This is a genomic window from Salipiger mangrovisoli (genome assembly GCF_015223355.1).
In the GTDB taxonomy this organism is placed as follows: Bacteria; Pseudomonadota; Alphaproteobacteria; order Rhodobacterales; family Rhodobacteraceae; genus Salipiger; species Salipiger mangrovisoli.
Genome location: NZ_JADFFK010000021.1, coordinates 1 through 23,813, shown reverse-complemented (window position 1 = coordinate 23,813; position 23,813 = coordinate 1). Strand labels below are relative to the sequence as shown.

The following is a 23,813-nucleotide window of genomic DNA, read 5'->3' as shown; positions in this document are numbered from 1 at the left end:
CATGATCGATCCGCGTGACGCGCTAACCGACCCTTCCCGCTCCAGGCCGGACCAGCTTGGTGCCCGCTTCGACGGGGAGGGGACGAATTTCGCGCTCTTCTCCGACCACGCCGAGGGCGTCGAGCTGTGCCTTTTCGACGAGGCGGGCGAGGCCGAGCTGGCCAGGCTGGAACTGCCGCGCGCAGAGGGCGGCATCTTTTTCGGCTACTGCCCAGATATCGGTCCCGGTCAGGCCTATGGCTACCGCGTGCACGGGCCCTTCGATCCGGGCAACGGCCATCGCTTCAACCCGCAAAAGCTGCTGCTCGATCCCTACGCCATGGCGATGCGCGGCCAACTGACCTGGGACGACGCGCTTTACGGCTACCCGGTCGGCGGCTCGGACCTGGATCTCGACACCCGCGACAGTGCCCCGTTCATGCCCAAGGCGGTGGTCGCGAACCCGGTTTTCGACTGGGAGGCCGATGCCGCGCCGCAGGTGCGCTGGCAGGACACGGTACTCTACGAGGCCCATGTGAAAGGTCTGACCATGCGCCATCCCGGCGTCGTGCAGGCGGATAGGGGCACGTTCCGAGCGCTGGCGTCCGAGCCGATCATCGAACACCTGCACAAGCTGGGCGTCACCACCATCGAGCTCTTGCCGATCCATGCCATGGTGCAGGACCGGCACCTGATGGAGCAGGGGCTGCGCAACTACTGGGGCTACAATACGCTGGGCTTCTTCGCGCCCAACCGCACCTATCTTGCCACCGAGGACGTGCGCGAGGTGCGCGCCGCGGTGAAACGCTTCCACGCGGCGGGGATCGAGGTGATCCTCGACGTGGTCTACAACCACACAGCCGAGGGCAACGAGCTCGGCCCGACCCTGTCGTTCAAGGGCATCGACAACGCCAGCTACTACCTGCTCTCGCCCGAGAACCGCCGTCACGGCTTCGACACGACCGGCACCGGCAACACGCTCAACGTGGCGCATCCTATGGTGCTGCGCATGGTGATGGACAGCCTGCGCTACTGGGTCGAGGCGTTCCACGTCGACGGGTTCCGCTTCGATCTGGCCTCGACATTGGCGCGCGAGCCCGACGGGTTCGAGCGCGAGGGCGCCTTCTTCAACGCCATCCGGCAGGACCCGGTGCTGAGTCAGGTCAAGCTGATCGCGGAGCCCTGGGACGTGGGTGACGGCGGCTATCAGGTCGGCGGGTTTCCCTGGCCCTTCCGCGAGTGGAACGACAAGTTCCGCGATGATGTCCGCGCCTTCTGGAAGCGCGAGCCGGGCAAGCTGGCGGGGTTGTCCGAGCGGCTCATGGGCAGCCCGGTGCAATTCAACCACTCGCACCGCCCCGCGACCTCGTCTGTCAACTTCATCGCCGCGCACGACGGTTTCACCCTGTGGGACACGGTCTCGTACAACGACAAGCACAACGAGGCCAACGGCGAGGAGGGCCGCGACGGCCACAACCATAACCTGTCGGACAACATGGGCCACGAGGGCGCGACCGACGATCCCGGCATCGACGCCGCGCGCGAGCGGCGGGTCAAGGCCATGCTGGCGACGCTCTTCCTGTCGCATGGCGTGCCGATGCTGCTGGCTGGCGACGAGATGGGCCAGACCCAGAACGGCAACAACAATGCCTACTGCCAGGACAATGAGACAACCTGGATCAACTGGGAGGCGGCGCGACCGGGGCTGATTTCGGCGGTCGCGGCGCTCACCTCCCTGCGCCGTGACTGGCGCGGGCACCTGGCCCCCTACGGCTTCTGGCCGCGCCCCGAGGCGACCGAGACCATCTGGCTGCATCCCGAGGGGCGCCAGATGTCCGAGCAGGATTGGAAGGATGGCGGGCTCTTTGCCACGGGCCTGCGACATCATCAAGAAGATGGGCCGGATCTGCTGATCCTCATCAATGGCGGCGAGTCCTGCGCCTTCGCTTTGCCCGAGGGCGACTGGGAGCTGATCCTCGACACGGCGCGCGATCAGCTGACCTGCGCCGAAGAGCTCGGCGAGAGCCTGACCGTCGAGGCGCAGGCCGTCGCGGTGCTGCGCCACCGAGACATCGACGCGGGGCAGGCGGGCTGATCCGCGCGGCTTCCTGCCTCGCTGGGAAAAGACCAGGACCGGCTGCTGCGCCTTTGGCTGCTGCGCCTCCGGCTGCGCGGCGGCGAACGCCCGCCGAGGCGGGTAGGCGGGTGCCTATGAGCGGTTTCTTGCGACAGGGCGAGGCTTCGGCTGGCTAGCTGGGAACCGGCGGAGGGGGCTTCCGCTTAGTATCATGGGCGTCACAAGAGCAGGGATCCGCAGCACATGGCCAAAGTACTGATATGCGAAGACGAGGCCGTCGTGGCGCTCGACCTTCAGATCTTTCTCGAAGACGCGGGGTTTGAAGTCATTGGCAGCTTCCCGACCCGTTCGGGTGCCCTGAGCGCCATCGGCTCGATGAATCCCGACCTTGCCGTGCTGGATGTGCGGCTGGCTGACGGAGAGGTGTTTCCTGTCGCCGAAAGGTTGAAGGACATGGGTGTCGGGCTGGTGTTCCACTCCGGGCATCTGAAACGACATGACGTTTCCGGTGAGTATCCCGATGCCGAATTCTGCATGAAGCCGGTCGCACCCGACACGTTGATTGCGGCGCTGAACCGCCTTGATGCGCGTACCGCCGCCGCACCGGGCGCCCTGGGCTAGAGGGGCGTGAAGGCGGTCGCGCCTTGCCAATGACCTCCGACAGTGGCTGAACGGACCGCCCCTTGCATCGCAACGATCCATGGAATGCGCGCCTCTTTGGCAAATTCCGGGTGGCCCTCCGCCCGATCTTCTCCGCAAAGCTTGTCGCCCGCCGATCGCCATGCGAGCCGGGCGTGCGCCTCGGGAGACAGTGTCTTGTTCAGGGATGACGCAACGGCAGCTTATCTGGCTCTTGCCGTTGACTTTATCGCAACTAATTGCCTTAGGTGCCGCATCAATTTGAACTGGGGTTCCTGCAAATGCCGCAAACAGCGACGGCAAATATTCTGACCATCCTCGAAACCGATTTCTCTGGTGTCGTGGAGGAGTGGCTCGGCACGCAGGTGAAAGAGGGGGTCAAACGCTCTGACCTCTTCTCGGACTCGGAGAGTCGCGCGCAGAACCAGGAACTCCTGAAAGCCTTCGGCAAGGGCGTTCGCGCTGGTGTGGTGAATGAAGAGTTCAGCCTCGACGACGACGCCTGGGAAGACCTTCGTGCCGTTCTGGCCGATGTCAGCAAGGAACGTGTCAGCCGTGGCGTGACGCCGACCGAAATGGCGACCTTCGTGCTGGCGCTCAAGGCACCGCTGTTCAAGCGCCTCGAGGCGATGCCCGGCGTCGAGGGCATGAAGCTCATCCGCGACGTCCTGATGGTCACGCGGCTGGTCGATGCCTTCGCGATCCACACCAACGAGATCTTCATTGGCGAGCGTGACCAGATCATCGAACGCCAGCGTCAGGAAATGCTGGAACTGTCGACGCCGGTTGTCGAGCTTTGGGACCGTGTTCTCACGCTGCCGCTGATCGGAACGCTTGATTCCGCCCGCGCGCAGGAGGTCATGGAGAACCTTTTGCAAACCATCCTCGAGCGTCAGGCCGAGGTGGTGATCATGGACATCACCGGGGTCGGGACAGTCGACACCCAGGTTGCCCAGCACCTGCTGCGCGCCGCCGCCGCCGTCCGCCTGATGGGGGCGGAGTGCATCATCAGTGGCATCAGCCCGATGATCGCTCAGACGATGGTTCAGCTTGGTATCGACGTGGGCACGGTGTCGACCCGGTCGAGCATCCGCACCGCCCTGTCGGACGCGCTGCAGCGGGTCGGTTACGTGATCAAGAAGAACGAGGCCTCCTGAGGTGTCGGGTGTGACGTCCATCAACCTGGTCGAGAACGCTCTTCTCGTCTCCATTCAGGATGACGTCACCGATACCGAGATCTTGGACCTGCAAGAGACGCTCTCCAACCGGATTGCCAAGGAGAACGTGAAGGGCGTGATCCTCGATATCAGCTCGCTAGAGATCGTCGATACCTTTGTCGGGCGCGTCATTGCCCAGCTTGCCGGCATTTCGCGGCTGCTGGCAGCCGAGACCTATGTGGTCGGGATGCGCCCGGCGGTTGCGGTGACGCTTGTGGAGCTGGGCATGTACCTGCCCGAGACCCGCACGGCGCTCAGCCTGACCCACGCGCTCTCTCAGTTGCGGCGTGCCTGATCCCAGCGGGATATCGAAGCTGCCCCTGCTCGCGGAGATAACGCTCGCCACCAGCCGGGACGTCGTTGCCGCGCGCCAGGCGGTTGCCCGGATGCTCAAGGAGCGTGGGCTTTCGGCGATGCAGGTCACCCGTTTCGCGACAGCGGTAAGCGAAATCGCACGCAACGCGATCGTGCACGGTGGTGGCGGCCAGATTTCGATTTATCTCGATGATCGTAACAAGTATCTGCGCGTCGAATGCCGGGACCAGGGTCCGGGGATCGAAGATGTGACATTGGCCATGACCGAAGGCTACACCACCGCAGGCGGTCTGGGCAAAGGTCTTGGCGGGGCCAAGCGCCTGTCACATGGCTTCGAGATCCGGTCCGCGCCCGGCGAGGGGACCACCGTTTCCATGAGCGTGAAACTATGAACCAGTGGGTTGATATCGATGATCGAAGCGCGGTTGCCGTCGTTAGGCGGCTCGCGCGGCGGCATGGCGCCGAGATCGGCCTTCCGGAGACGCGCATCGATGAACTCGCGATTGTCGCGACCGAGGCGACCACCAACATCCTGCGCTACGCAGAGCGCGGCAGGGCGCTGATCGAAGGCCTGCGCATTGCGGGTTCCGACGTCGTCTCGATGATCTTCACAGACCGCGGCCCCGGAATCTCGGACATCGACCGGATGTTCCAGGACGGCGAGAGTTCGACCGACTCCGCGGGGCTCGGCCTTGGTGCGATCGTGCGCCTTTCGGACACGTTCGACATCTTCAGCTCGCCGGAGCACGGGACCACCATCGTGTGCACCTTCGGCGGCCGGGGAGAGAGCGCGGACACGGGCATCGAGGCCGTCGGCCTGCGCGTCTGCCATCCCGGCGAAGATGCCTGTGGCGACGATTTCCAGTTGCGGCAGACCCCTGCGGCGACCGATGTGCTGCTGTGCGATGGTCTCGGACACGGCCCTGCCGCCGCCGAGGCGTCGGCCGAGGTGACAGAGGCCGCCTTTGCCGCGGGTGGGCTATCCTCGGAGCCGGGCAGGCTGATGCGGCAGCTGACCGAGCAATTGGTTGGTCGGCGCGGGGCGGTGGCAGCGCTGGTGCACATCGCGCAGCCGCAGATGGAAATGCGCTACACCGGGGTTGGCAATATCTCGACGCTGGTGATCGGGGCGCAGGGCGTTCGGCGGATGGCTGTCCGCGACGGCCGGATCGGCGGCGCGGTCACACGGGGCTTCGAGGAAACGGTGCAGCTTGATAGCGGCGATATGGTGATCCTGCACAGCGACGGCCTGAAAACGCTCCGCGAGGCCCATTTCCCACCGGGGTTGCTCAGGAAAAGCCCACTGCTGATCGCCGGGTTCTTCCTGGACCGGGCTTTCCGCGGCCGGGACGACGCCAGCATCGTGGTGATGCGCATCAACCGGGAGCGCGGCGCATGAAATCGGCAAGGCTCACCACCGTGACGCTCGAGAAGAGCGCAGATGTGGCCAGGCTGCGCGACGTGGCCATGACGCTCACCGACGTGCTTCAGTTCGGCGCTTTCGAGCGGACACGAACGGTCACGGCCGTGGTCGAACTCGGCCGTAACGCGATCGAGCACGGCCAGAAGGGCCGCGCGACTTTTTCGATCACCGAAGTGAACGGCAAGACGGCGCTCGGTCTCATCGTCACCGACCAGGGGCGGGGGATCCCCAAAGAGAACCTTGAGCCGGATGGCGCTCCGATCTCATCGACGGGCATGGGGCTCGGGCTGCGCGGCGTGCAGCGGATCGCGAAGCGCTTCGATGTTGAGACCGGGCTCGAGGGCACGCGGATTGATGCCGCCTTCCTGCCTTCGGCAAATCTGCCTGCCGGGCCGCGCCTGATCGATCAGGCCACCGAAGCGCTCAAGGAACTCAGGGCCAAGGATCCGACCGCCGCCCTGAGCGAGCAGAACCGCGAGTTGACCGAAGGGATCGCCGACCGCGACCTGCTCATGCAGGAGCTTCACCACCGGACCGGCAACAACCTGGCGCTCATCGTCGCGCTCATCCGGATGAGCAAGTCGCAAGCCGAGCAGGACGAGACCCATCAGGTTCTCACCGAGCTCGAAGTGCGCGTGGGCTCGCTGGCCAAGGCTCACGAGTTGATGCAGCGAGGCACGGATGCCGGCAAGGTCGAGCTGTCGGAGATGCTCGACGAAGTGGCCCGGAATTCGGAGCGGGCCTTCAGCGGCGGAAGCGTGCAGGCGAAGATCGAGGTGAGCTGCGCCGAGATACAGCTCGACAGCAAGCTTGCGATCGACATCGGGCTGATCATCGGCGAACTCATCACCAATGCTTTCAAATATGCCTTCGTCGGACGGGACTCGGGGCTGATCCGTGTCACGGTGACCGGGGACTTGGGCCGCGGCATGATGCTGGCGGTATCGGACAACGGCGTGGGCCTGCCAGCGGAAGCCGAGCGCCCGGAACGGTCGAATTCGCTTGGCTGGCGGATGATCAGGACGCTGACCTTCCAGCATGATGCGACGCTGACCGTAGACGGCGCGGACGGCCTCTGCGTGCACATCAAGTTTCCCGCGCAAACCTAGCACTTCGGGCGTGGGCGCGCCTCACGGTGCTGGCCGCCCCGCGCGGTGACGGGTCGGGCACCTTTAGGCCTGCGACGGGGCAATCGGTGCAGCAAGCGGGGCCGGACACTGACCCCGGCATCGGTCAGAGCCAGCCGTCTGCGTTACCCTTGTCACCTCTTGCCCGAGGCCCGGCCGGCCCAGGGCGCGCCGGGCTGGCCCTGATCGCGCGAAATCGCTATGGACTTCTGTCGCGCGCAGGGGCCAGCCCAACTGCCCAGGCTCGCGCCGGGTCCCGCCCAAGAGGGCAGGGGGGCAGCTCATCGCCAGACCTCAAACCGATCAGTTCAGGAGCGTGTCAGAGGGGGTGAAGTGAAGCGCGTCGATGCGCAGCGGTTCGGTGCTGCGCGCCCCGGTGCCGATGAGAACGATCTCGTCACCCGCCTCGATCTCGATATCGTCGATCACGTGGGTCGTCCGTGTCTTCATGTTGGCAAGCGCGCTGCCAAGGTTGGCGTTCCAATGCCAGGCGTCGAGCATCTTTCCATTGAGGTGGACCTCCAGATAGGAGACGCCGTCAGTCTCGTCGAAATATTGGACGCCGATGTCATAGGTGCCGGACTTCCCGTCGAAGGTGGTCGAGGCCTCTGCATCGTGATGTGCCCTGAGCACCTTGCCTTCCGAGGCCGCCGATAGCTTGGCGGTGGCAAAGCCTTTCTCTATCTTGAAGTCCTCTGCTTCGATGACGAAGGAATCGGCGTCGCCGCGCGAGCTGCTGCCGTTCGTGCCGGAGCCGCCGGAAGCGCTGATGATTTCTTCGACGAAATCGCTGGAAATGGCGTAGCTGCTGGGGGCCTTGGCCGAGCCGTCGAGCAGGGCGTTGATGTAGTCTTCGATATTGGCGAGCCCGTTGCCATCCGCATCTTTGTCTGAATCGGCTCGGTTGGCGTCCGATCCGATAAGCTTTTCGTAGGCGTCGGGAATGCCGTCGTCGTCGCTGTCCTTGATCGTCTTCATCGCCACCTGATCCAGGTAGCCGCCGACCTCCTTTTGCGAGTCGATGATACGGCCGTCATCGTCGACGACCGTGTCGATGATGCGCTGGTCGATCTTGCTGCGCTTGCCATCGATGATCACCCCGGCATGCGACACAACCCAGTCCAGAACGTCCTCGCTGGGGATGATTTCCTTCGTGCTGGGATCGAAGACGTAGCTGCTCTTGATCTTGTTGGTGGCATCGCCGGAGACCGCCGAGAGATTGTCCGACACGTAGAAAGCCTGGCGGCCGTCGCCGGTATTCAGGCGGATCGCCGCGCGGCCGTTGGAATCATCGCCGGCGATCATGACGTTGCCGATCGCGTGGAGGCTGCCGCCAGCGACCTCGAGGGCCTGACGGCCGTAGTTGTAGACGACGTTGTTGATGTATTCGATGTGTTCCGAGCCGTCCTTCACCACAGCGTTGCGCTGGTCGTTGCTGGCGAAGAGGTTGCCGATGATGCTGATGTTCTCGCTGCCATCGCCGATCAGCATCCCCATGCTGTGGTCGCCCTTGGGGTGCCGCGAGTCCTGGAGCGCCTCGGCGATCAGGTTGTTCGACCAGGTGACGTTATTGGGGCTGCCCCAGGTCGAGGTATTCTCGTCGATCGCCCAGCTGATGGAATTGCTGTCGATGATCACATCCTCGACCGTCCGGCCGTTCTTGCCCACGGAGATGCCATCGCGGTTCTCGGCCTTCTGGCCATCGTTCGAGTCGCCTGGACGCAGGTTCATCCCCCGGATGATGACGTTGCTCTCGATCACCCTCAGGCGCGCGCCGGAAACGGTGATGCCTCCGGGGGCGGTTTGTCCGGCGAGCGTCACGTCGCCGTTAATTCTGATCTCCTCTTTGAGATCGATTTGTCCGCCGACCGCGAACACGACGATCCGCGGGTCGTCGAGGTCCTCCAGCGCCCAGCGGAGCGATCCCTCACCGGAATCCTTGAGGTTGGTCACCTTCACGATGTCACCGCCGCGCCCGCCAGTCGCGCCCGCGCCAAAGCCCTGCGCGCCTTCGAACGCGATCTTCTTCAAGTTTTCTACGGCCATTTGAGTTTCTGTCCCTAATTGCTACTTTGGGTTGTAATTGTTTGCTTGGTCAGGAAAATTGACCCGAGGCACATCCGCCCAGAGCCGCCTTGGTATGGGAAGCTTTGGCTGAAGGGCTGAGTGTCTTACCGCCGATCCTGCGCGGGCGGATCGGCGCTCAGAGGTGGATTGACCCAAGGGAAGCAGGATAAATTCCGCCGGTCAGAGGTGCAGAAAGCCTGGTCCCTGCGGCGGCGGGTTTCGTTAATTCCAGGGAAACAATTGAGTCATAATGTAATTTGTACCGAAACGATAACTGGCTGTCGCTAAGGAGCTTCGGCGGGCGCTCGCCAACCCAAACTGAGCGAATTCTCGCGAAGCGACTGGCTAGAAATTAGGCTTTGGTGCCATTTTGTGCGATGCGAACCGCCGGGATGGACCGAGGAACCGGAAGGCCCGCGCGGGTGCCGAAGGGGAACTGGCGCGCGCAGGGCGAAATGGTCGCTCAGAATCACGCCGAACGCCCGGAGCGCGATGGAATCGCCCCGGCGTCCGCAAGGCCAGCCCCGGCGCAACCTGCCACAAGTTCAGCATGAAGACGCGGGGACGCAGCGCGCGCCGCAGCACGCACCAAGGGCCGGATTCTGCACGGCTGCGTCAATTCGGGGCTATGCGAAGGGCGATCTCTTGCCTAGCCTGTCACAATGCGTCCGCACGGACGGAGGGAACTTTGCATCCCTTTGCGTGGGCGAATTAATGCGAATTGATTGATACTTCTATATTTTTCTCCCCCGGCCTGCGTCGGGGCGTGATGTGTTCGAGAAAGGTATTTGTAATGTCGGTTTCCCTGACGCTGCGTTGGCTCGTGATTCTCACCATGCTGTCCCTTTGTCTCGCTGCGGCTTTCCTGCTGCTTGGAGATCGGACCGAAGCCCTCGTCACTGACCTTCTCTCCGGTAGTCACAGCGCTTCGGGCCTCTGGGCGCTCATCGTCGCGGCGCTGGCGCTCGATGTCGTTCTTCCGGTGCCGTCGAGCGTGGTCAACGTGTCTGCGGGCACGATGCTTGGCGTCGTGGCCGGTACGCTGGCCTGCTGGAGCGGGATGACACTGAGCTGCCTGCTCGGCTATTGGATCGGCGCGACCGGCGGCAGCCGCGCGCTGGGGGGGCTTCTCGGCAAGGAGTACCTCCAACGTTCGGCGCAGGTGTCCCAGCGCATCGCCCTTGGTTCGGTACTGGTGATGCGCGCCGTGCCGGTATTGGCCGAAACCTCGACCATTGCCGCCGGCGTGGCGGGTCTGCCGCTGCGCAAGTTCTTCGGCGTGGTGGCGCTGGCCAATCTCGGTATCGCCGCAGCCTATGCCTCGCTCGGGGCTCTCGCGCTCGAGGTGAATTCGTTCCTTCTCGCACTTTGCGCCGCCTTGGCGCTTCCGGTGGCAAGCTTGGCGGGACGGGCCGCTTATGGGCGTCTTCATGCGCCGGGGAGTGCGATGGTGGGGAAAGGCGCGCTGTCGCGCAGCGAGCCGGCCCCCGAAGCGGCGCCGGTTCCGCAGGCGATCGCAGGGGGAGGTGAGCCTGCCACGCTGACGGTCACGCAGGCCTTCTCGGTCGACTATGAATATCGCGTGGTCTTCACGCGCGGGCTCTTTGATCCGGGCAACCCGGCGCTTCGCGACGCGCTGGCTGCCGGGGCCGGGACGCGGCGCCAACGTTGCCTGGTTTTTGTCGACCGCGATCTCCTGGCGCATCTGCCGACGCTCTCTGACGCGATCGGCAGCTATTTCCGCGAGCGCGTGGAGGGCGTCGATCTGGTCGCCCCGCCGATCGCAGTCGCAGGCGGCGAGGCGGTCAAGGCCGGGTTCGAGACGGTCTTTGAACTGTATCGGCTGATCCTCGAGCACAGCATCGACCGGCATTCCTACGTGCTGGCGGTCGGCGGCGGCGCCGTGCTCGATGCGGTGGGCATGGCCGCGGCGACGGCTCACAGGGGCATCCGACACATCCGCGTGCCGACGACGGTGTTGTCGCAGAACGACAGCGGCGTCGGGGTGAAGAACGCGGTGAACTTCGAGGGGTCGAAGAACTTCGCCGGCAGCTTTGCCCCGCCCTGGGCCGTGCTGAACGATTTCGACCTGCTGGAGACCCTGCCCGCGGCGACACGCCGGTCCGGCATCTCGGAGGCGGTGAAGGTCTCGCTGATCCGTGATCCCGACTTCTTCAGCTGGCTCGAGGCAAACGCGACCCGGCTGAAGCACTTCGAGCCAGAGGCCGAGGAATACATGATCCGCCGCTCGGCCGAACTTCACATGCGGCAGATTGCCTTGGGAGGCGACCCCTTCGAGCGCGGCTCTGCGCGGCCGCTCGATTTCGGCCATTGGTCGGCGCACAAGCTCGAAGGTCTGACCCACTATGAGGTGAGCCACGGCGATGCTGTGGCCATGGGAATTGCGCTCGATGCACGCTACTCGGTTCTGGCAGGGCTGCTGGCGCCCGGTTTGGAGGAGCGCGTTCTGGCGGTTCTGCGGGCGCTCGGCCTGCCGATCTGGCACGATGCCCTTGCCGGGCGCGACGCGGACGGGCGGCTCGAGATTCTCGTCGGGCTCGAGGAATTCCGCGAGCATCTCGGCGGCGAGCTGACCGTCACGCTGCTCGCGGGGCTTGGTGTCGGCGTCGAGGTGAACGAGATGCGGCCCGACCTGGTTGCCGAGGCGCTGGCATGGTTGGCGGCACGGGCCGGGGCCGACGGGCGGGGGCGGGGCTGATGAAGCTCGGCAACGGGCTGGGCACCCTGACCTACTGCCTCAACATCCATGCCACCGAAACCTGGGAGGATTGCCACGCCGCGCTGACCGGGCCGCTGCTTTCGGTGAAGCGGGCGCTCTGCCCCGACGAGCGCTTCGCCGTGGGGCTGCGGCTGTCCTCGAACGCGCTTGACGAACTGGACCAGCAGGGCCGCCGCGCCTGGTTGAAAAGCTTCCTGCGGGAAAACGACCTCGTCCCGGCAACGATGAACGGCTTTCCCTACGGTCCGTTCCATGGTGTGCGCGTGAAGGAACAGGTCTACCAGCCGGACTGGCGCGACCCCGAGCGGCTGCGCTACACCCTCCGGCTCATCGATCTCATGGCCGAGCTGTCCGAACCTGGCGACTGGGTCAGCCTCAGCACCGTGCCGGGCACGTTCCGCACGCTGGCCGCGGGCGCCGAGCCGGTCATGGCCGAGCACTACCTTCAGGCGGCGGCGCATTGCGTGGCGGTCAAGGGGCGCAGCGGGGTCACCGTGGCGCTGGCGATAGAGCCCGAGCCCTTCTGCTTTCTCGAAACCATCGCGGGCAGCGTCGCCTTCTTCGAGGACTGGCTCTACAGCCCCGCAGCCGTGGCCCGCTTCGCCGAATTGACCGGGCTGGACAGCGCTGAGGCCGAAGTCGCCCTCCGCGCGCATCTCGGCCTGTGCTACGACGTCTGCCATGCGGCGGTGGAATACGAGGATCCGGCGCAGAGCCTCGCCCTCCTGCAGGGTGCGGGGATTCCGATCCACAAGCTGCAGCTCAGCTCGGCGCTGCGCGCGCGGGTGAGCCCAGAGGTGCGCGCGGCGCTCGCGGCCTATTCCGAGCCTACCTACCTGCATCAGGTGCTCGCCCGCCGTGGCGAGGGGCCGATCACCGCCTATTCCGACCTGCCCGAGGCACTGGCCCGCGGTGCCGAGGCCGACGGCGAAGAATGGCGGGTGCATTTTCACGTGCCGGTTTTCCTCGGCTCGCTGGGGCTCTTCGACAGCACGCAGGACTTTCTGAAGGACATTCTCGACCTGCATCGGGCCGAGCCGATCTCACCGCATCTCGAAGTGGAGACCTACACATGGGACGTATTGCCCCCGGACTTGCGGACCTCGAGCGTGGACGCGGCAATCGCGCGGGAGTTGGGCTGGGTGCTCGACCGTCTCGGGCAATGATCGGCACCGCGCTGAAGCTCGGGCGGGTCTCGAACCTGCCCACGGTCTGGACCAATGCCATGGCAGGGGCGCTGCTGGCGCTCTCCGCTGCGCCGGGCGCGGCGCTCTTGCCCATCCTGCTGAGTGCGCTGGCGCTGACGCTCTTTTACGTGGGGGGCATGTGGCTCAACGATGCTTTCGACGCCGAGATTGACCGTGCGCAGAAGGCGGATCGCCCGATCCCGATGGGGGAGATTTCGCAGCGTACCGTCTTTCTCGGCGGCTTTGCCATGCTTGGGCTCGGCATGCTGCTGACGCTGCCGCTTGGCGGGCTGGCGGTGGTCGCGGCGCTGCTGCTGACGCTCAGCATCTTCCTCTACGACTGGCTGCACAAGCGCACCGCGCTGGCGCCGGTGATCATGGGGGTGACGCGGTTCATGTGCTACGCGCTCGCGGCCTTCGCTGCCACCGGCGCCTTTCCCGGCGTGGCGGTGTGGGGCGCGCTGGGGCTGATGGCCTATGTCGTAGGCCTCACCTATGCCGCCAAGCAGGAGGCCTACGACCGGCTCGAGCGGATCTGGCCGCTGGCGGTGCTGGCCTTCCCCGCGGTGATGGTGCTGGTCATCGGCTGGGGCAGTCCTTTGGCGCTGCTGATCGCCTTGGGGTTCCTTGTCGCCACCGGCCTTGCCCTGCGCTTCCTCTTTCGCCGGGCCAAGGGTGACGTGCCGAGGGCCGTCACCCTGCTGATCGCGTCGATCTCGCTCTATGACGCGGCGCTGATCGCCGGGGTGCACGGCGGCTGGCTCCCGGCGCTGCTGGCGGTCGCCGGGTTTGCCCTGACGCGCGTGCTGCAGCGCCGGATCGCCGGGACCTAGTCGAACACATGGGACAGCGTCAGCGCCTTGAAATCCACCGCCTTCACAGGCCCCTCGGGCAGCATTCCCGGCTCGGAGGAAATCACCAGCGGCCCGTCGCCGGGGTCATCGGTGAGCCGCCCGTGGCTGCCCTTCACCAGATCCGTGCGCGAGGGCGAGATGACGTCGAGCATCTGCCGGAAGCCCAGCTTGCGCTTGGCCAGCTTCCATCCCGCCGCCAGCTTGGGAAAGCGCAGCGCGGGGTCGAGGAACAGCTCGACCGGGTCGTAGCCCGGCTTGCGGTGGATATCGACGGTGGGGGCGAAGTCGGGCGCCTTGTCGTCGTCGAGCCAGTAGTAGTAGCTGAACCAGCGGTCGGGCTTGCTGATCGCCACCAGCTCGCCCGAGCGCGGATGGTCGAGGCCATTGGCCCGCTTGCCGGCCTCGTCCCAGACCGCCTCTACCCCGTCGAGCCCCTCGACCAGCGCCTTGACCTCTGCCAGCCGCGAGGGGGCGTTGACGTAGACATGCGCCAGCTGGTGGTCGGACATGGCAAAGGCAACCGAGGCACCGGCGTCGAGGATCTCGCGCCCGTGTTCCTCGGGGCGGACGGCGATGAGCCCCGCCTCGCGCAGCGCGCGGTTGATGTGGATGGCGTCGCTGACCGGGGTGATGCCGTATTCCGAGACCACCAGCACCCGGCGTCCCTCGGCGTCGGCGGCATCGACCAGCTTGCCGACCAGCGCGTCGATGTCGCGCAGAGACTGTTGCACCTCGGGGTGCTCGAGATCGGGGCCGAACTTCTGCAGATCGTAATCGAGATGCGGCAGGTAGGTCAGGGTCAGCGTCGGCTGCCGCGTCTCCATCACGTGCAGCGTCGCATCGGTGATCCAGGCCGAGGAGCTGATGCTTGCCGTCGGTCCCCAGAAGGTGAAGAGCGGAAAGCGCCCCAGCTTGGCGTCGAGCTCGTCGTGCAGCTCGGGCGGGTGGGCGTAGTGATCGGGGATCTTGCGCCCGTCCGCCGGGTACATCGGCCGCGGCGTCGCCGAGTAATCCGCGCTCGAGTACATGTTGTACCACCAGAACATCTTGGCGCAGGTGAAGGACGCGTCGCGCGCCTTGCCGGCGTCCCAGATCTTCTCGCCCGCCAGCAACGAGTTGGGCTGGCGCCAGAGCAGCACCTCCTTGAGATCGCGGAAGTACCAGCCGTTGGCCACCGCCCCGTGCCCCGAGGGCGGCAGGCCGGTCGCAAGCGTGGCCTGCACCGTGCAGGTGACCGCCGGGGTCACCGTCTCCAGCGGGCGCAAGGCGCCGCGCGCGGCGAGGCTGGCGATGTTCGGAGTAAACTGGCCGACCAGTTTGGGGGTCAGGCCGACGACAAGAACAACAAGAGTCGGTGTCATGAGATCAAACAATATCCAGAAATAAAAATACTCGCCGACTATGACGTGCGTCCCCTCCGCCAGTCCAGTGTTTCATTTACCATTTGGGAGAGAGTTTGATGACAAGTCCAAAGGACCTTTTGCAGAAATGGATAGGGGACCGCGCCGGGACCGAGAGGCCCTGGCTTGAGGAACAGCTCGCGACGCTCGCCGTCCCCGGCGCGCCGGAGCGCGACCTGCACCTCTTCCTCGGCTTCGCGCCGCGGCGGCTTGGCAAGGCCGACCTTGCCCTTGGCCCGGAAGACTTGGCCGATGCCGATGCCGCGCACCCCGCATGGCAGCCCGGTGATTGGAGCGTTGACGGTGCTGCGCGGGTGTTGGGGCTGCTGACCTACAACGGTGAACGCCGCTTCGCCGAAACCTTCAAGGACCTGCGCCGCACCGCGGACGCGGCCGAGATGATCGCGCTCTACCGCGGTCTGCCGCTCTATCCCGAGCCAGAGAGCCTGCATTTCGAGGTCGGCGAAGGGCTGCGGTCCAACCTCAAGCCGGTGTTCGAGGCGATCGCCCACAACAACCCCTATCCGCGCGACCATTTCGACGAACACCGTTGGAACCACATGATCCTCAAGGCGCTGTTCATCGGCGCGGCGCTTGGGCCGATCACCGGCCTACAGGAGCGCACCAACCCAGAGCTTGCCCGGATCCTTGTGCAATATGCCCGCGAACGATGGGCCGCCGGGCGGCCGGTGATGGAGGAACTCTGGCCGCTGGTCAGCCCCTTTGCCGAAACCCCGGAAATCCGGGCCCAGCTCGACCGGGCACGGGCCGAGGGACGTGTTATCGAGGAGTTTGTGTCATGATGCTGATCGATCCCCACGCGCATATGATCTCGCGTACCACCGACGATTACGAGGCCATGGCGGCCGCCGGCGTGGTGGCGCTCATCGAGCCGGCCTTCTGGCTTGGCCAGCCGCGCACCTTCGTTGGAACCTACGTCGACTACCTGTCGACCATCGTCGGCTGGGAGCGCTTCCGCGCCGGGCAGTTCGGCATCCGCCACTACTGCACCGTCGGGCTCAACTCGAAAGAGGCGAACAACGAGGAACTTGCCGAGGGCGTGATGGAATGGCTGCCGCGCTTCGCCCTCAAGGAGGGCGTCGTGGCCATCGGCGAGATCGGCTACGACGAGCAGACCGCGCTCGAGGACAAGTACTTCCGCCTGCAACTCACCCTGGCGAAGGACCTGGGCCTGCCGGTGATGGTCCACACGCCGCATCGCGACAAGAAGCAGGGCACCAGCCGCTCGATGGATGTCTGCGAGGAAATGGGCCTCGATCCCTCGATGGTGATCATCGACCACAACAACGAGGAGACGGTGGGCGAGGTGTTGCAGCGCGGCTATTGGGCGGGCTTCTCGATCTACCCCTCGACCAAGATGGGCAACGCCCGGATGGTCGAGCTTCTGAAGCAATACGGCGGCGAGCGGATCATCGTCGACAGTGCCTGTGACTGGGGGATCTCGGATTGCCTCGGGGTTGCCAAGACCGCGCAGCTGGCGTTGCAGAGCGGGGTCCCGGAAGCCGTGGTGCGGGCGGTCTGCTATGGCAATGCGCTCGCGGCCTACGGCCAGAGCGGGCAGATGAAGGAAAGCGACTGGCTGTCGCCTCCCGCGATCGACCAGCGCACGCTCTACGAGGGCAATTCGATCCTGCGCGGCGGCCGCGAGCCGGTCATCGAGGAGCCGGGAACGCAGCGTCGCAAGGGGCTGACCATCGAATGATCGGGCGGCGTCTCCTCGGGGCAGGGGCTCCGGGGGGCGCCGGGCCCGGTGCGGGGAGGGCAGGGGTCGGTTTCAGGCTTCGATGATGCGCGTGCCGGTCCTCGCCGCCTTGTCCCGGAGCGGCTCGGGCAGATGTCCGCCGCAGACGATCAGGTCCACGTCGGCGATCGTTCCCCATGCGTGCGGCGCCGGGCGATGCACCTTGACGTGGTCGACGACAAGGATGCGCTGCGCCCCGGCCGCGGAAATGGCCTTGCGCGCGCGAATTTCGTCGAGATTGAAATCCAGCAGCGCGCCATCCTCGGAGATGCCGCCGACGCTGAAGACCGCATGATCGAGCCGCATGCTCGCGAAGAACTCGGCGCTTTCCGCGCCGATGAGGTCGAGGTCGCGCATTCGAAGTTTGCCTCCGGCGAGGAAGACGGTGGCTCCCGGCGCAGCTTGCAGGGCCATCACTGCGTGCAGGCTGTTGGTCGCCACCGTCAGCTTCTCGTGACCGGCGAGCGCGCGGGCGACGGCTTCCACCGTGGTGCCTGTCCCCAGGGCGACGGTGGCGCCATCCGGAAGCAAGCCAGCCACCACGGCGCCGATGCGCGCCTTTTCGGTCTTCGAGACCGCCTGCCGCGGATGGTAGGAAATGTTCTCGCTGACCGAGACAAGGCTGGCACCACCGTGCCGCCGCCGCACGACGCGCGCGTCGTCCAGCGCCCGTAGATCGGCGCGGAGCGTCTGTACCGTCACGCCCAGCATGTCGGACATCGCCTGAGCGGAAAGCTCGCCATACGTCGAGAGCAGGGTGACGATGCGATCGCGCCGCCGGTCGAGATCACTCTGGGACATTTTCGTTCGAGCCTCCATTTTCCCGACATTCTGTGAGCAGCCAAGACGCGAGGCAATATAAGAATTTTGCCAAATTCCTCTAAATGTCATCTGGCTGTCACGGGAGGTCTCTAGTGGTCGCGTCGTTCGAATTTGCTTTCGCTCGAAAAACGAAACTGGAGTTTCCATGTCCCGTTCCCTTCTTCTGGCCGCCTGCGCGGTTGTCGTGCCGACGCTGGTTTCGGCCGAGACCCTCACCCTCTATACCTCGCAGCCGAATGCCGATGCGCAGAAGACCGTCGATGCCTTCAAGGTCGCCAACCCCGGCATCGAGGTCGATTGGGTGCGTGACGGCACCACCAAGCTGATGGCCCGGCTGACCGCAGAGATGGAAGCGGGCGGCGCGCAGCCCGACGTGCTGCTCATTGCCGATACCGTCACTCTTGAAGCCATGGCGCAGCAGGGCAGACTCGCCGCCTACGCCTCGCCCGAGGCCGAAGCCTACGATCCGTCGCTCTACAGCAGCGAGGGTTACTACCATTCCACCAAGCTGATCACGACGGGCATCGTCTACAACACCGGCGTCGAACAGGTGCCCACATCCTGGGCCGACCTTGCAAAGCCTGAGATGGCGGGTCTCGTGGCCATGCCCTCGCCGCTCTATTCCGGTGCCGCGCTGATCCATCTCGCGACGCTGACCGAGACCGACGGGCTCGGCTGGGACTACTACCAGGCGCTGGCCGACAACCAGACGCTTGCCGAGGGCGGAAATGGCGGCACTTTCAAGGCGGTTGCCTCGGGCGAGAAGCCCTATGGCGTTTTGGTCGACTACATGGCGCTGCGGGCCAAGGCCGAGGGCTCGCCCGTCGATTTCGTCTTCCCCGAGGAAGGCGTGTCCTACGTGACCGAGCCGGTGGCGATCCTCGCCGGTGCCAAGAACATGGATGCCGCTGAGAAATTCGTCGATTTCGTCCTTTCCGAGCAGGGGCAGGAGCTGGTCGTCGACATGGGCTATATCCCCGCCCGCAACGGCCTGGCGTCGCCCGAGGGCTTCCCGGCCCGCGAGGACATCAAGCTGATGGCCTTCGATGCGGCCAAGGCGCTCGACGATGCCGATGCCAACAAGGCGCGCTTCGCCGAGGTCTTCGGCGTCCAATGAGCGTGACGCTCGCGCACAAGGGCAGCAGCCGGTCCACGGACCGGCTGCTGCTGCTGGTTCTGCTGCCGGTGGCCCTGATCTCTCTGGGGCCGGTCGTGCGGCTGCTGCTCGAAGGCGTGGGCGTCGGCAGCGGTCTTACCACGGCGCATCTGACCTCCGTCCTGACGCAGGACAGCACCCGCACCGCGCTGCTGCATTCGCTGGTCACGGCGGCCGGGGGCACGGTGATCTCGGTGCTGGTCGGCGCCAGCTTTGCCTTTCTCGTCGCGTTGACGGATGTGCGGGCCAAGGCGGCGCTCGTGTTCTGCCTGATGGTGCCGATGATGATCCCGCCGCAGATCACCGCGCTGGCCTGGATGCAGGTGACTGGCCCGTCTTCGGTGCTGCTGAAGATGCTGGGTCTCGCGCCACCGCTGGGCAGTCCGCAGCCGCTGCATTCTCCTGCGGGCATTATCCTGCTGCTGGGGCTCCAGCACGCGTCGCTGGTCTTTCTGACGCTGCGCGCGGGGCTGCGCATGTTGCCGGCCGAACTGGTCGAGGCCGCCCGAATGTCCGGCGCGGGCCCCTGGCGGGTCTGGAGCCAGATTGTCCTGCCGCTGTCGCTGCCCGCGCTGATCGCCGGGGCCGCAATGGCGTTCGTCACGGCGCTCGGCAACTTCGGCATCCCCGCCATGCTGGGTATCCCGGCGCGCTATTCGACCCTGCCGACGCTGATCTACCAGCGGCTGACCGGACTTGGGCCTTCCGTCCTGTCGGAGGTCGCGGTTCTGTCGCTGCTGATCGCGGCGGTGGCCATTCTCGGCGTGCTGGCCTCGCGCCTCATGCTGCGCCGGGGTGGGTACGGGCTGGTCGGGTTCTCGGGCACTCCGCTGGCGCTGTCGCTGGGGCGGGCGCGTGCCCCGGTCGAGGTCGCGCTCTGGCTGTTCCTTGCAGCCATCCTTGTGCTGCCGCTCGCCGCGCTTCTCGCGACCTCGCTGATCCCCGCCTACGGCGTGCCGCTGCGGCTGGACACGGTGACCGCCAAAGCGTGGATCGAGGCGCTGTTCACCCAGCCCGTGACGCGCAGGGCCTACGCCAACTCGCTGTTCCTGGCGCTGGCCGCCGCGCTGACGCTGATGGCGTTCTCGCTGCCGCTGGCGTGGCTGATGGAGCGCCGCCCGACGGTGCTGAGTCGCGCGCTCGATGCGCTGATCGATCTGCCCTACGCGTTGCCAGGGGTGGTCCTGTCGATCGCCTGCATCCTTGCCTTCATGCGGGTGCCTTTCACCGAGCTGTCGCTCTACGGCACGATCTGGATCATCCTGCTGGCATATCTGGCGCGGTTCTTCGTCGTGATGCTGCGTCCGATCCAGTCGAGCCTGGCGCAGCTCGACCCGGCGATGGAAGAGGCCGCGGCCAGCGTCGGCGCGCATCTGATCACCCGGCTGCGCGCGATCGTGTTGCCGCTGGCCGCGCCCTCGGCCGCTGCCGGAGCGATCCTCGTGTTCCTCACGGCGGTCAACGAGCTGACCGTCTCGGCGCTGCTGTGGTCCTCGGGGACCGAAACGCTGGGCGTGGTGATCTTCAACCTCGAGGACAGTGGCGAAACCGTCATGGCATCGGCGCTGGCGATGTCCATCGTCTGCCTCATCGTCGCGTTGATGGCCGCCGTACAGGCCGGCGCGCGACATTTTCCGAAAGGTATCATCCCATGGCAGAGCTGAGGTTTTCCAACCTGTCCAAGCAGTTCGAGGGCTCCGCGCGACCGGCGCTGGCGGCGGTGGACGCCTCGATAGCCTCGGGGGAGTTCATCGCGCTGCTCGGCCCCTCGGGCTGCGGCAAGACGACCCTCCTGCGCCTGACCGCCGGCTTCGAGAAACCGAGCGCGGGTCGGATCAGCCTGGGCGGCGAGGTCATGGCGGACGAAACGCACTTCGTGCCCGCCGAGGCGCGGGAGATCGGCATCGTCTTCCAGTCCTACGCGCTTTGGCCGCACAAGACCGTGGCGCAGAATGTGTCTTTCCCGCTCGAGGTCCGGCGGGTCTCCCGCGCCGAGCGCGACCGGCGCGTGGCCGAGGCGCTGGCGCTGACCGGGCTGCGTGACTTTGCTGCGCGCATGCCCGCACAGCTGTCGGGAGGGCAGCGGCAGCGCGTCGCGCTGGCGCGATGCCTGGTGTTCGAACCCCGCGCCATGCTGCTGGACGAGCCGCTCGCCAACCTCGACCTTGCGCTGCGATCCTCCATGCAGGAAGTGTTCCGCGCCTTTCACCGGCGCATCGGTGCCACCATGCTCTATGTCACTCACGACCAGGGCGAGGCGCTGGCGCTGGCCGACCGCATCGCGGTGATGGAGAGCGGCCGTATTCGCCAGTTCGCCGCCCCCGAGGTGCTCTACAGGGAACCTGCGGATTGCTTCGTGGCGGGTTTCGTCGGGGACGGGGCGGTCATACCGGTGCGCGCCACGGGCGAGTCGATGCCAGACGGCACGATCATCGAAGTGTTGGGACAACGGCACGCCGTCCGCGCAAGATGCGCTGCGCCAAGCCATGTCAGCATCCGGCCCGAGAACGTTGTGATCCGGGACAGCGGGCCGCTGCGCGGGCGGGTTGTCGGCCAGACCTACCTTGGTGGGCGGTTCCGGCTGCAGGTCGAGCTGGGCGGCGAGACGCTTGTCGCCTATGCCACGCGGCGCGCCCGGCTCGGCGAGGCCCTGGGCCTTTCGATCGAGGATGCCTGGGCGTTTCATGACCCCGAAAGCGAAACCCTGATGGCACGGGCGCTGGCCCATGCGTGACAGCGTGACCCTGCCGCCGCGCGTGGACGTGCAATCGGGCCTGGGCGAAAAGGGGCCCGCTTGCCTGCGGGTCTGGACCGGGCGCGAGACCTGGATCCTCGACGTCGGCGCGGGGCCAGAGGCGACGTCGCCGTTTGTTCCTGACTGGCTCGAGGGCGCGGACCGCGTTTTCATCACCCATGATCACATCGATCATATCGGCGGCGCGGCCCACGCCATCGCCGCCGGGCAGCCGATCCATTGCACGGCGCAGACCGCACGCGCGCTGCCGCCGGGCGCGAAGCTCGGCCTGCTGGCGGAGCGCGGAGAGGCATGCATCGGCGGCGTCACTGTGACCACCGGCCGCAACGGTCACGCGCTTGGCGGCGTCTGGCTGCACCTGGGGATAGGGCAGGGGCTTTTCTACTCCGGCGACTGGTCCGAGGAATCGCGCTGGTTCGCCTTCGACGCACCGCCGCCCGCGCGGGTCGCGATGATCGACGCATCGTATCACCTGGATGACGTGGCACAGGCTGACCGGCGCGCGCGTCTCGACGCGACGCTTGCGGGCGCGCGGGGCAGGCAACTGCTGTTCCCGGTGCCGCCCTCCGGCCGGGCCGGTGAACTGGCGCTGCACCTCATGGGGTGGGGCGAGGTTTCGCTCGACGACGCCTGCAAGCAGGCTATTGCAACGGCGCTCGCCTCAGGCGGGCTCGCGCCGGGATGCGAAGCCCTTGCGCGGCTGCTGGATCAGCCCTTCGATCCCGCGGCGCGGTTTCTCGTCTGCGACACGCCCAACGCCGATGGGGGAGAGGCCTGGCGCATGGTCCGGGCGTGGCGGGACGCCGGACGGCTCGGTGGCGATGCTGCGGTGGTCTTCACCGGCCACATGACCGCCCACGCCCGCGCCATCGCCGCCGAGGGCGGCCACTTTCTGCGCTGGAACGTCCATCCGCCCTTGTCGGACCAGATCCGGATGCTCGACCGCCTCGACGCACACGCCTACGCGCCGCTGTTTTGCAGCAACCCCGAGGATTACCTGCTGGAAAGCCGGATCCCCGCACGGCTCTTGCTGAACGAAGGCGCCGTGCTGTGACCGGGCCGGCGATCGGCGCCGCGCGGCCCTTTGTCCTGATCCGTCACGGCCAGACAGACGCCAATCGCGACGGTCTGATTGCCGGGCGGATCGAGGCGCGGCTGACCGGCGAGGGCCGCGCCGCCGCCGCGCGGCTGGCGGACTGGCCCTGGCCCGGCTCCCTGGCGCTCTACGTCAGCCCGCAGGATCGGGCGCGCCATACCGCCCGTCTGGCCTTTCCGGGGCTGGCGTTCCGCGTGCTGCCCGGACTGCGCGAGCGCGACTGGGGCCGGTACGAGGGGCATCCGGTGGCGACATTGCCGCCGCGCGAGGCGACACCGGAGGGCGGAGAGAGCTTCGCGGCGCTGCTGGCGCGGGTCGCCGCGTCGATCACCGAGGGCCTCGCCGCCTCCGGCGAGGCGCTGCCGGTCTTCGTCGCCCATTCCGGTGTCATACGCGCTGCCCGCGCGCTGACCGGCGGCACGGCGCATGGCCCCTCCGCCGCGAACACGACGCCCCTTCTTTTCCGCCCGTGCCCGGCCGGCTGGCAGAATTCCCAATTGAGCAGGAAGGACCTCGCATGGACTGTGTGATCTTCGACATCGACGGCACGCTGGCGCATTTCGACGCCGCGCGGCTCGGCCATCTCGTGCACGGCGAAACCAAGCACTGGGACGCCTTCCACGAGGCGATGCGCGATGCCCCGGTGATCGAACCCGTCGCCCGGCTGCTGGCCAAACTGCAGGCGCAGGGCGAGACGGTGGTGATCTGCTCGGGGCGCCCCGAGGGCTGGCGGGCGCAGACCGAGGCCTGGCTAGAGGCGGCGGGCATCGCGGTGGCGGCGATCTACCTGCGCCTGCCGGAGGAGGATGCCGCCTCCGATCCCGACACGAAACGCTCTGCCTTGGCGCGGATACGCGCAGACGGCTACGCGCCCTGGCTTGTGGTGGACGACCGCAGCTCGGTCGTGGCCTTCTGGCGCGCCGCCGGGCTGACCTGCCTGCAATGCGCGCCAGGGGAGTTCTAGCGATCGGCGCTGATGCGCCCGGTGCCAAAGTGGCAGGGGGCGGAGCGCGGAGTCGCGGCGGGCGTCCGTCGGGAAGCCTCCCTGCAGGAGCGGCGGGGCAGGGGGATCCGGCTGGCGTAACGTCAGCGCGATTTTCTGCGAAAGACGTGAATTTTGCGCTTGCAGCCCCCCGGCACTCTCCGTAAAAGCCCCTTCACCGGCGGCGCTGAGGCGCACGACGGGACGCCAGACGG

The 23,813-nt window shown here is 66.4% G+C and carries 21 protein-coding genes; 18 read left to right on the top strand and 3 right to left on the bottom strand.

Annotation, left to right across the window (positions count from 1 at the left end):
• Window position 1: 1 nt before the first annotated feature.
• The 7 genes from glgX to IQ782_RS22670 all read left to right on the top strand — a co-directional run bounded on the left by glgX (window position 2) and on the right by IQ782_RS22670 (window position 6,759).
• Complete coding sequence (gene glgX / locus IQ782_RS22700; RefSeq protein WP_194136960.1) at window positions 2-2,074, top strand: glycogen debranching protein GlgX; 2,073 nt, start codon at window positions 2-4, stop codon at window positions 2,072-2,074.
• Between the two features lie 225 nt (window positions 2,075-2,299).
• Window positions 2,300-2,677, top strand: a complete 378-nt coding sequence (locus IQ782_RS22695; RefSeq protein ID WP_194136959.1) for a response regulator — start codon at window positions 2,300-2,302, stop codon at window positions 2,675-2,677.
• Between the two features lie 299 nt (window positions 2,678-2,976).
• Window positions 2,977-3,852 carry an STAS domain-containing protein gene (locus IQ782_RS22690; RefSeq protein WP_194136958.1) on the top strand — a complete coding sequence of 292 codons (876 nt, stop codon included), beginning with the start codon at window positions 2,977-2,979 and terminating at the stop codon, window positions 3,850-3,852.
• 10 nt (window positions 3,853-3,862) lie between these two features.
• A complete protein-coding gene (locus tag IQ782_RS22685; protein WP_338092631.1) occupies window positions 3,863-4,207 on the top strand; it encodes an STAS domain-containing protein in 345 nt (114 codons plus the stop codon).
• On the top strand, window positions 4,200-4,619 hold the full coding sequence (locus IQ782_RS22680; RefSeq protein WP_338092630.1) for an ATP-binding protein: 420 nt from the start codon (window positions 4,200-4,202) through the stop codon (window positions 4,617-4,619). The genes IQ782_RS22685 and IQ782_RS22680 overlap by 8 nt, the downstream gene beginning before the upstream one ends.
• Window positions 4,616-5,626: an ATP-binding protein gene (locus tag IQ782_RS22675; protein ID WP_194136956.1), complete on the top strand. Its 1,011-nt coding sequence runs from the start codon at window positions 4,616-4,618 to the stop codon at window positions 5,624-5,626. Before IQ782_RS22680 ends, IQ782_RS22675 begins: the two co-directional genes overlap by 4 nt.
• 20 nt (window positions 5,627-5,646) lie before the next feature.
• On the top strand, window positions 5,647-6,759 hold the full coding sequence (locus IQ782_RS22670) for an ATP-binding protein (RefSeq protein WP_194136955.1): 1,113 nt from the start codon (window positions 5,647-5,649) through the stop codon (window positions 6,757-6,759).
• Between the two features lie 321 nt (window positions 6,760-7,080).
• Here IQ782_RS22670 and IQ782_RS22665 read toward each other — a convergent pair whose 3' ends face one another.
• Window positions 7,081-8,823 carry a pectate lyase family protein gene (locus IQ782_RS22665; RefSeq protein WP_194136954.1) on the bottom strand — a complete coding sequence of 581 codons (1,743 nt, stop codon included), beginning with the start codon at window positions 8,821-8,823 and terminating at the stop codon, window positions 7,081-7,083.
• An 814-nt stretch (window positions 8,824-9,637) separates the two neighbouring features.
• Between IQ782_RS22665 and IQ782_RS22660 the strand changes: the two genes are divergently transcribed.
• From IQ782_RS22660 to IQ782_RS22650, 3 genes are read left to right on the top strand one after another with little or no spacing between them, the layout of a single operon-like run.
• Window positions 9,638-11,563 carry a 3-dehydroquinate synthase gene (locus tag IQ782_RS22660; protein WP_194136953.1) on the top strand — a complete coding sequence of 642 codons (1,926 nt, stop codon included), beginning with the start codon at window positions 9,638-9,640 and terminating at the stop codon, window positions 11,561-11,563.
• Complete coding sequence (eboE, locus tag IQ782_RS22655) at window positions 11,563-12,750, top strand: metabolite traffic protein EboE (RefSeq protein ID WP_194136952.1); 1,188 nt, start codon at window positions 11,563-11,565, stop codon at window positions 12,748-12,750. The genes IQ782_RS22660 and eboE overlap by 1 nt, the downstream gene beginning before the upstream one ends.
• Window positions 12,747-13,604, top strand: a complete 858-nt coding sequence (locus IQ782_RS22650) for a UbiA family prenyltransferase (RefSeq protein WP_194136951.1) — start codon at window positions 12,747-12,749, stop codon at window positions 13,602-13,604. Before eboE ends, IQ782_RS22650 begins: the two co-directional genes overlap by 4 nt.
• Here the strand turns inward: IQ782_RS22650 and IQ782_RS22645 are convergent.
• Window positions 13,601-14,986: an alkaline phosphatase family protein gene (locus IQ782_RS22645; protein WP_194136949.1), complete on the bottom strand. Its 1,386-nt coding sequence runs from the start codon at window positions 14,984-14,986 to the stop codon at window positions 13,601-13,603. The genes IQ782_RS22650 and IQ782_RS22645 overlap by 4 nt on opposite strands.
• Window positions 14,987-15,084: 98 nt before the next feature.
• Here IQ782_RS22645 and IQ782_RS22640 point away from each other — a divergent pair, with 98 nt between their 5' ends.
• Together IQ782_RS22640 and IQ782_RS22635 are read left to right on the top strand one after the other, a co-directional pair.
• A complete protein-coding gene (locus IQ782_RS22640) occupies window positions 15,085-15,828 on the top strand; it encodes an EboA domain-containing protein (protein WP_194136948.1) in 744 nt (247 codons plus the stop codon).
• Window positions 15,825-16,748 carry a TatD family hydrolase gene (locus tag IQ782_RS22635; RefSeq protein WP_240989497.1) on the top strand — a complete coding sequence of 308 codons (924 nt, stop codon included), beginning with the start codon at window positions 15,825-15,827 and terminating at the stop codon, window positions 16,746-16,748. Before IQ782_RS22640 ends, IQ782_RS22635 begins: the two co-directional genes overlap by 4 nt.
• 72 nt (window positions 16,749-16,820) lie before the next feature.
• Here the strand turns inward: IQ782_RS22635 and IQ782_RS22630 are convergent, their stop codons facing one another.
• Window positions 16,821-17,756 (bottom strand): DeoR/GlpR family DNA-binding transcription regulator, encoded by a 936-nt coding sequence (locus IQ782_RS22630; RefSeq protein ID WP_240989496.1) that lies wholly within the window; start codon window positions 17,754-17,756, stop codon window positions 16,821-16,823.
• On the opposite strand from IQ782_RS22630, the gene IQ782_RS22625 reads away from it, so the two are divergent.
• Genes IQ782_RS22625 through IQ782_RS22600 form a run of 6 tightly spaced genes read left to right on the top strand, consistent with a single transcriptional unit; the run spans window position 17,755 to window position 23,580 of the window.
• On the top strand, window positions 17,755-18,726 hold the full coding sequence (locus tag IQ782_RS22625; RefSeq protein ID WP_194136947.1) for an ABC transporter substrate-binding protein: 972 nt from the start codon (window positions 17,755-17,757) through the stop codon (window positions 18,724-18,726). The two genes, IQ782_RS22630 and IQ782_RS22625, sit on opposite strands and share 2 nt — an antisense overlap.
• On the top strand, window positions 18,723-20,429 hold the full coding sequence (locus IQ782_RS22620) for an ABC transporter permease (RefSeq protein ID WP_194136946.1): 1,707 nt from the start codon (window positions 18,723-18,725) through the stop codon (window positions 20,427-20,429). Before IQ782_RS22625 ends, IQ782_RS22620 begins: the two co-directional genes overlap by 4 nt.
• Window positions 20,417-21,499 carry an ABC transporter ATP-binding protein gene (locus IQ782_RS22615; protein WP_194136945.1) on the top strand — a complete coding sequence of 361 codons (1,083 nt, stop codon included), beginning with the start codon at window positions 20,417-20,419 and terminating at the stop codon, window positions 21,497-21,499. Before IQ782_RS22620 ends, IQ782_RS22615 begins: the two co-directional genes overlap by 13 nt.
• On the top strand, window positions 21,492-22,574 hold the full coding sequence (locus IQ782_RS22610) for an MBL fold metallo-hydrolase (RefSeq protein WP_194136944.1): 1,083 nt from the start codon (window positions 21,492-21,494) through the stop codon (window positions 22,572-22,574). The genes IQ782_RS22615 and IQ782_RS22610 overlap by 8 nt, the downstream gene beginning before the upstream one ends.
• Window positions 22,571-23,146 carry a histidine phosphatase family protein gene (locus IQ782_RS22605; protein WP_194136943.1) on the top strand — a complete coding sequence of 192 codons (576 nt, stop codon included), beginning with the start codon at window positions 22,571-22,573 and terminating at the stop codon, window positions 23,144-23,146. The genes IQ782_RS22610 and IQ782_RS22605 overlap by 4 nt, the downstream gene beginning before the upstream one ends.
• On the top strand, window positions 23,134-23,580 hold the full coding sequence (locus IQ782_RS22600; RefSeq protein ID WP_194136942.1) for a phosphatase domain-containing protein: 447 nt from the start codon (window positions 23,134-23,136) through the stop codon (window positions 23,578-23,580). The genes IQ782_RS22605 and IQ782_RS22600 overlap by 13 nt, the downstream gene beginning before the upstream one ends.
• The last annotated feature ends 233 nt before the right edge of the window (window positions 23,581-23,813 follow it).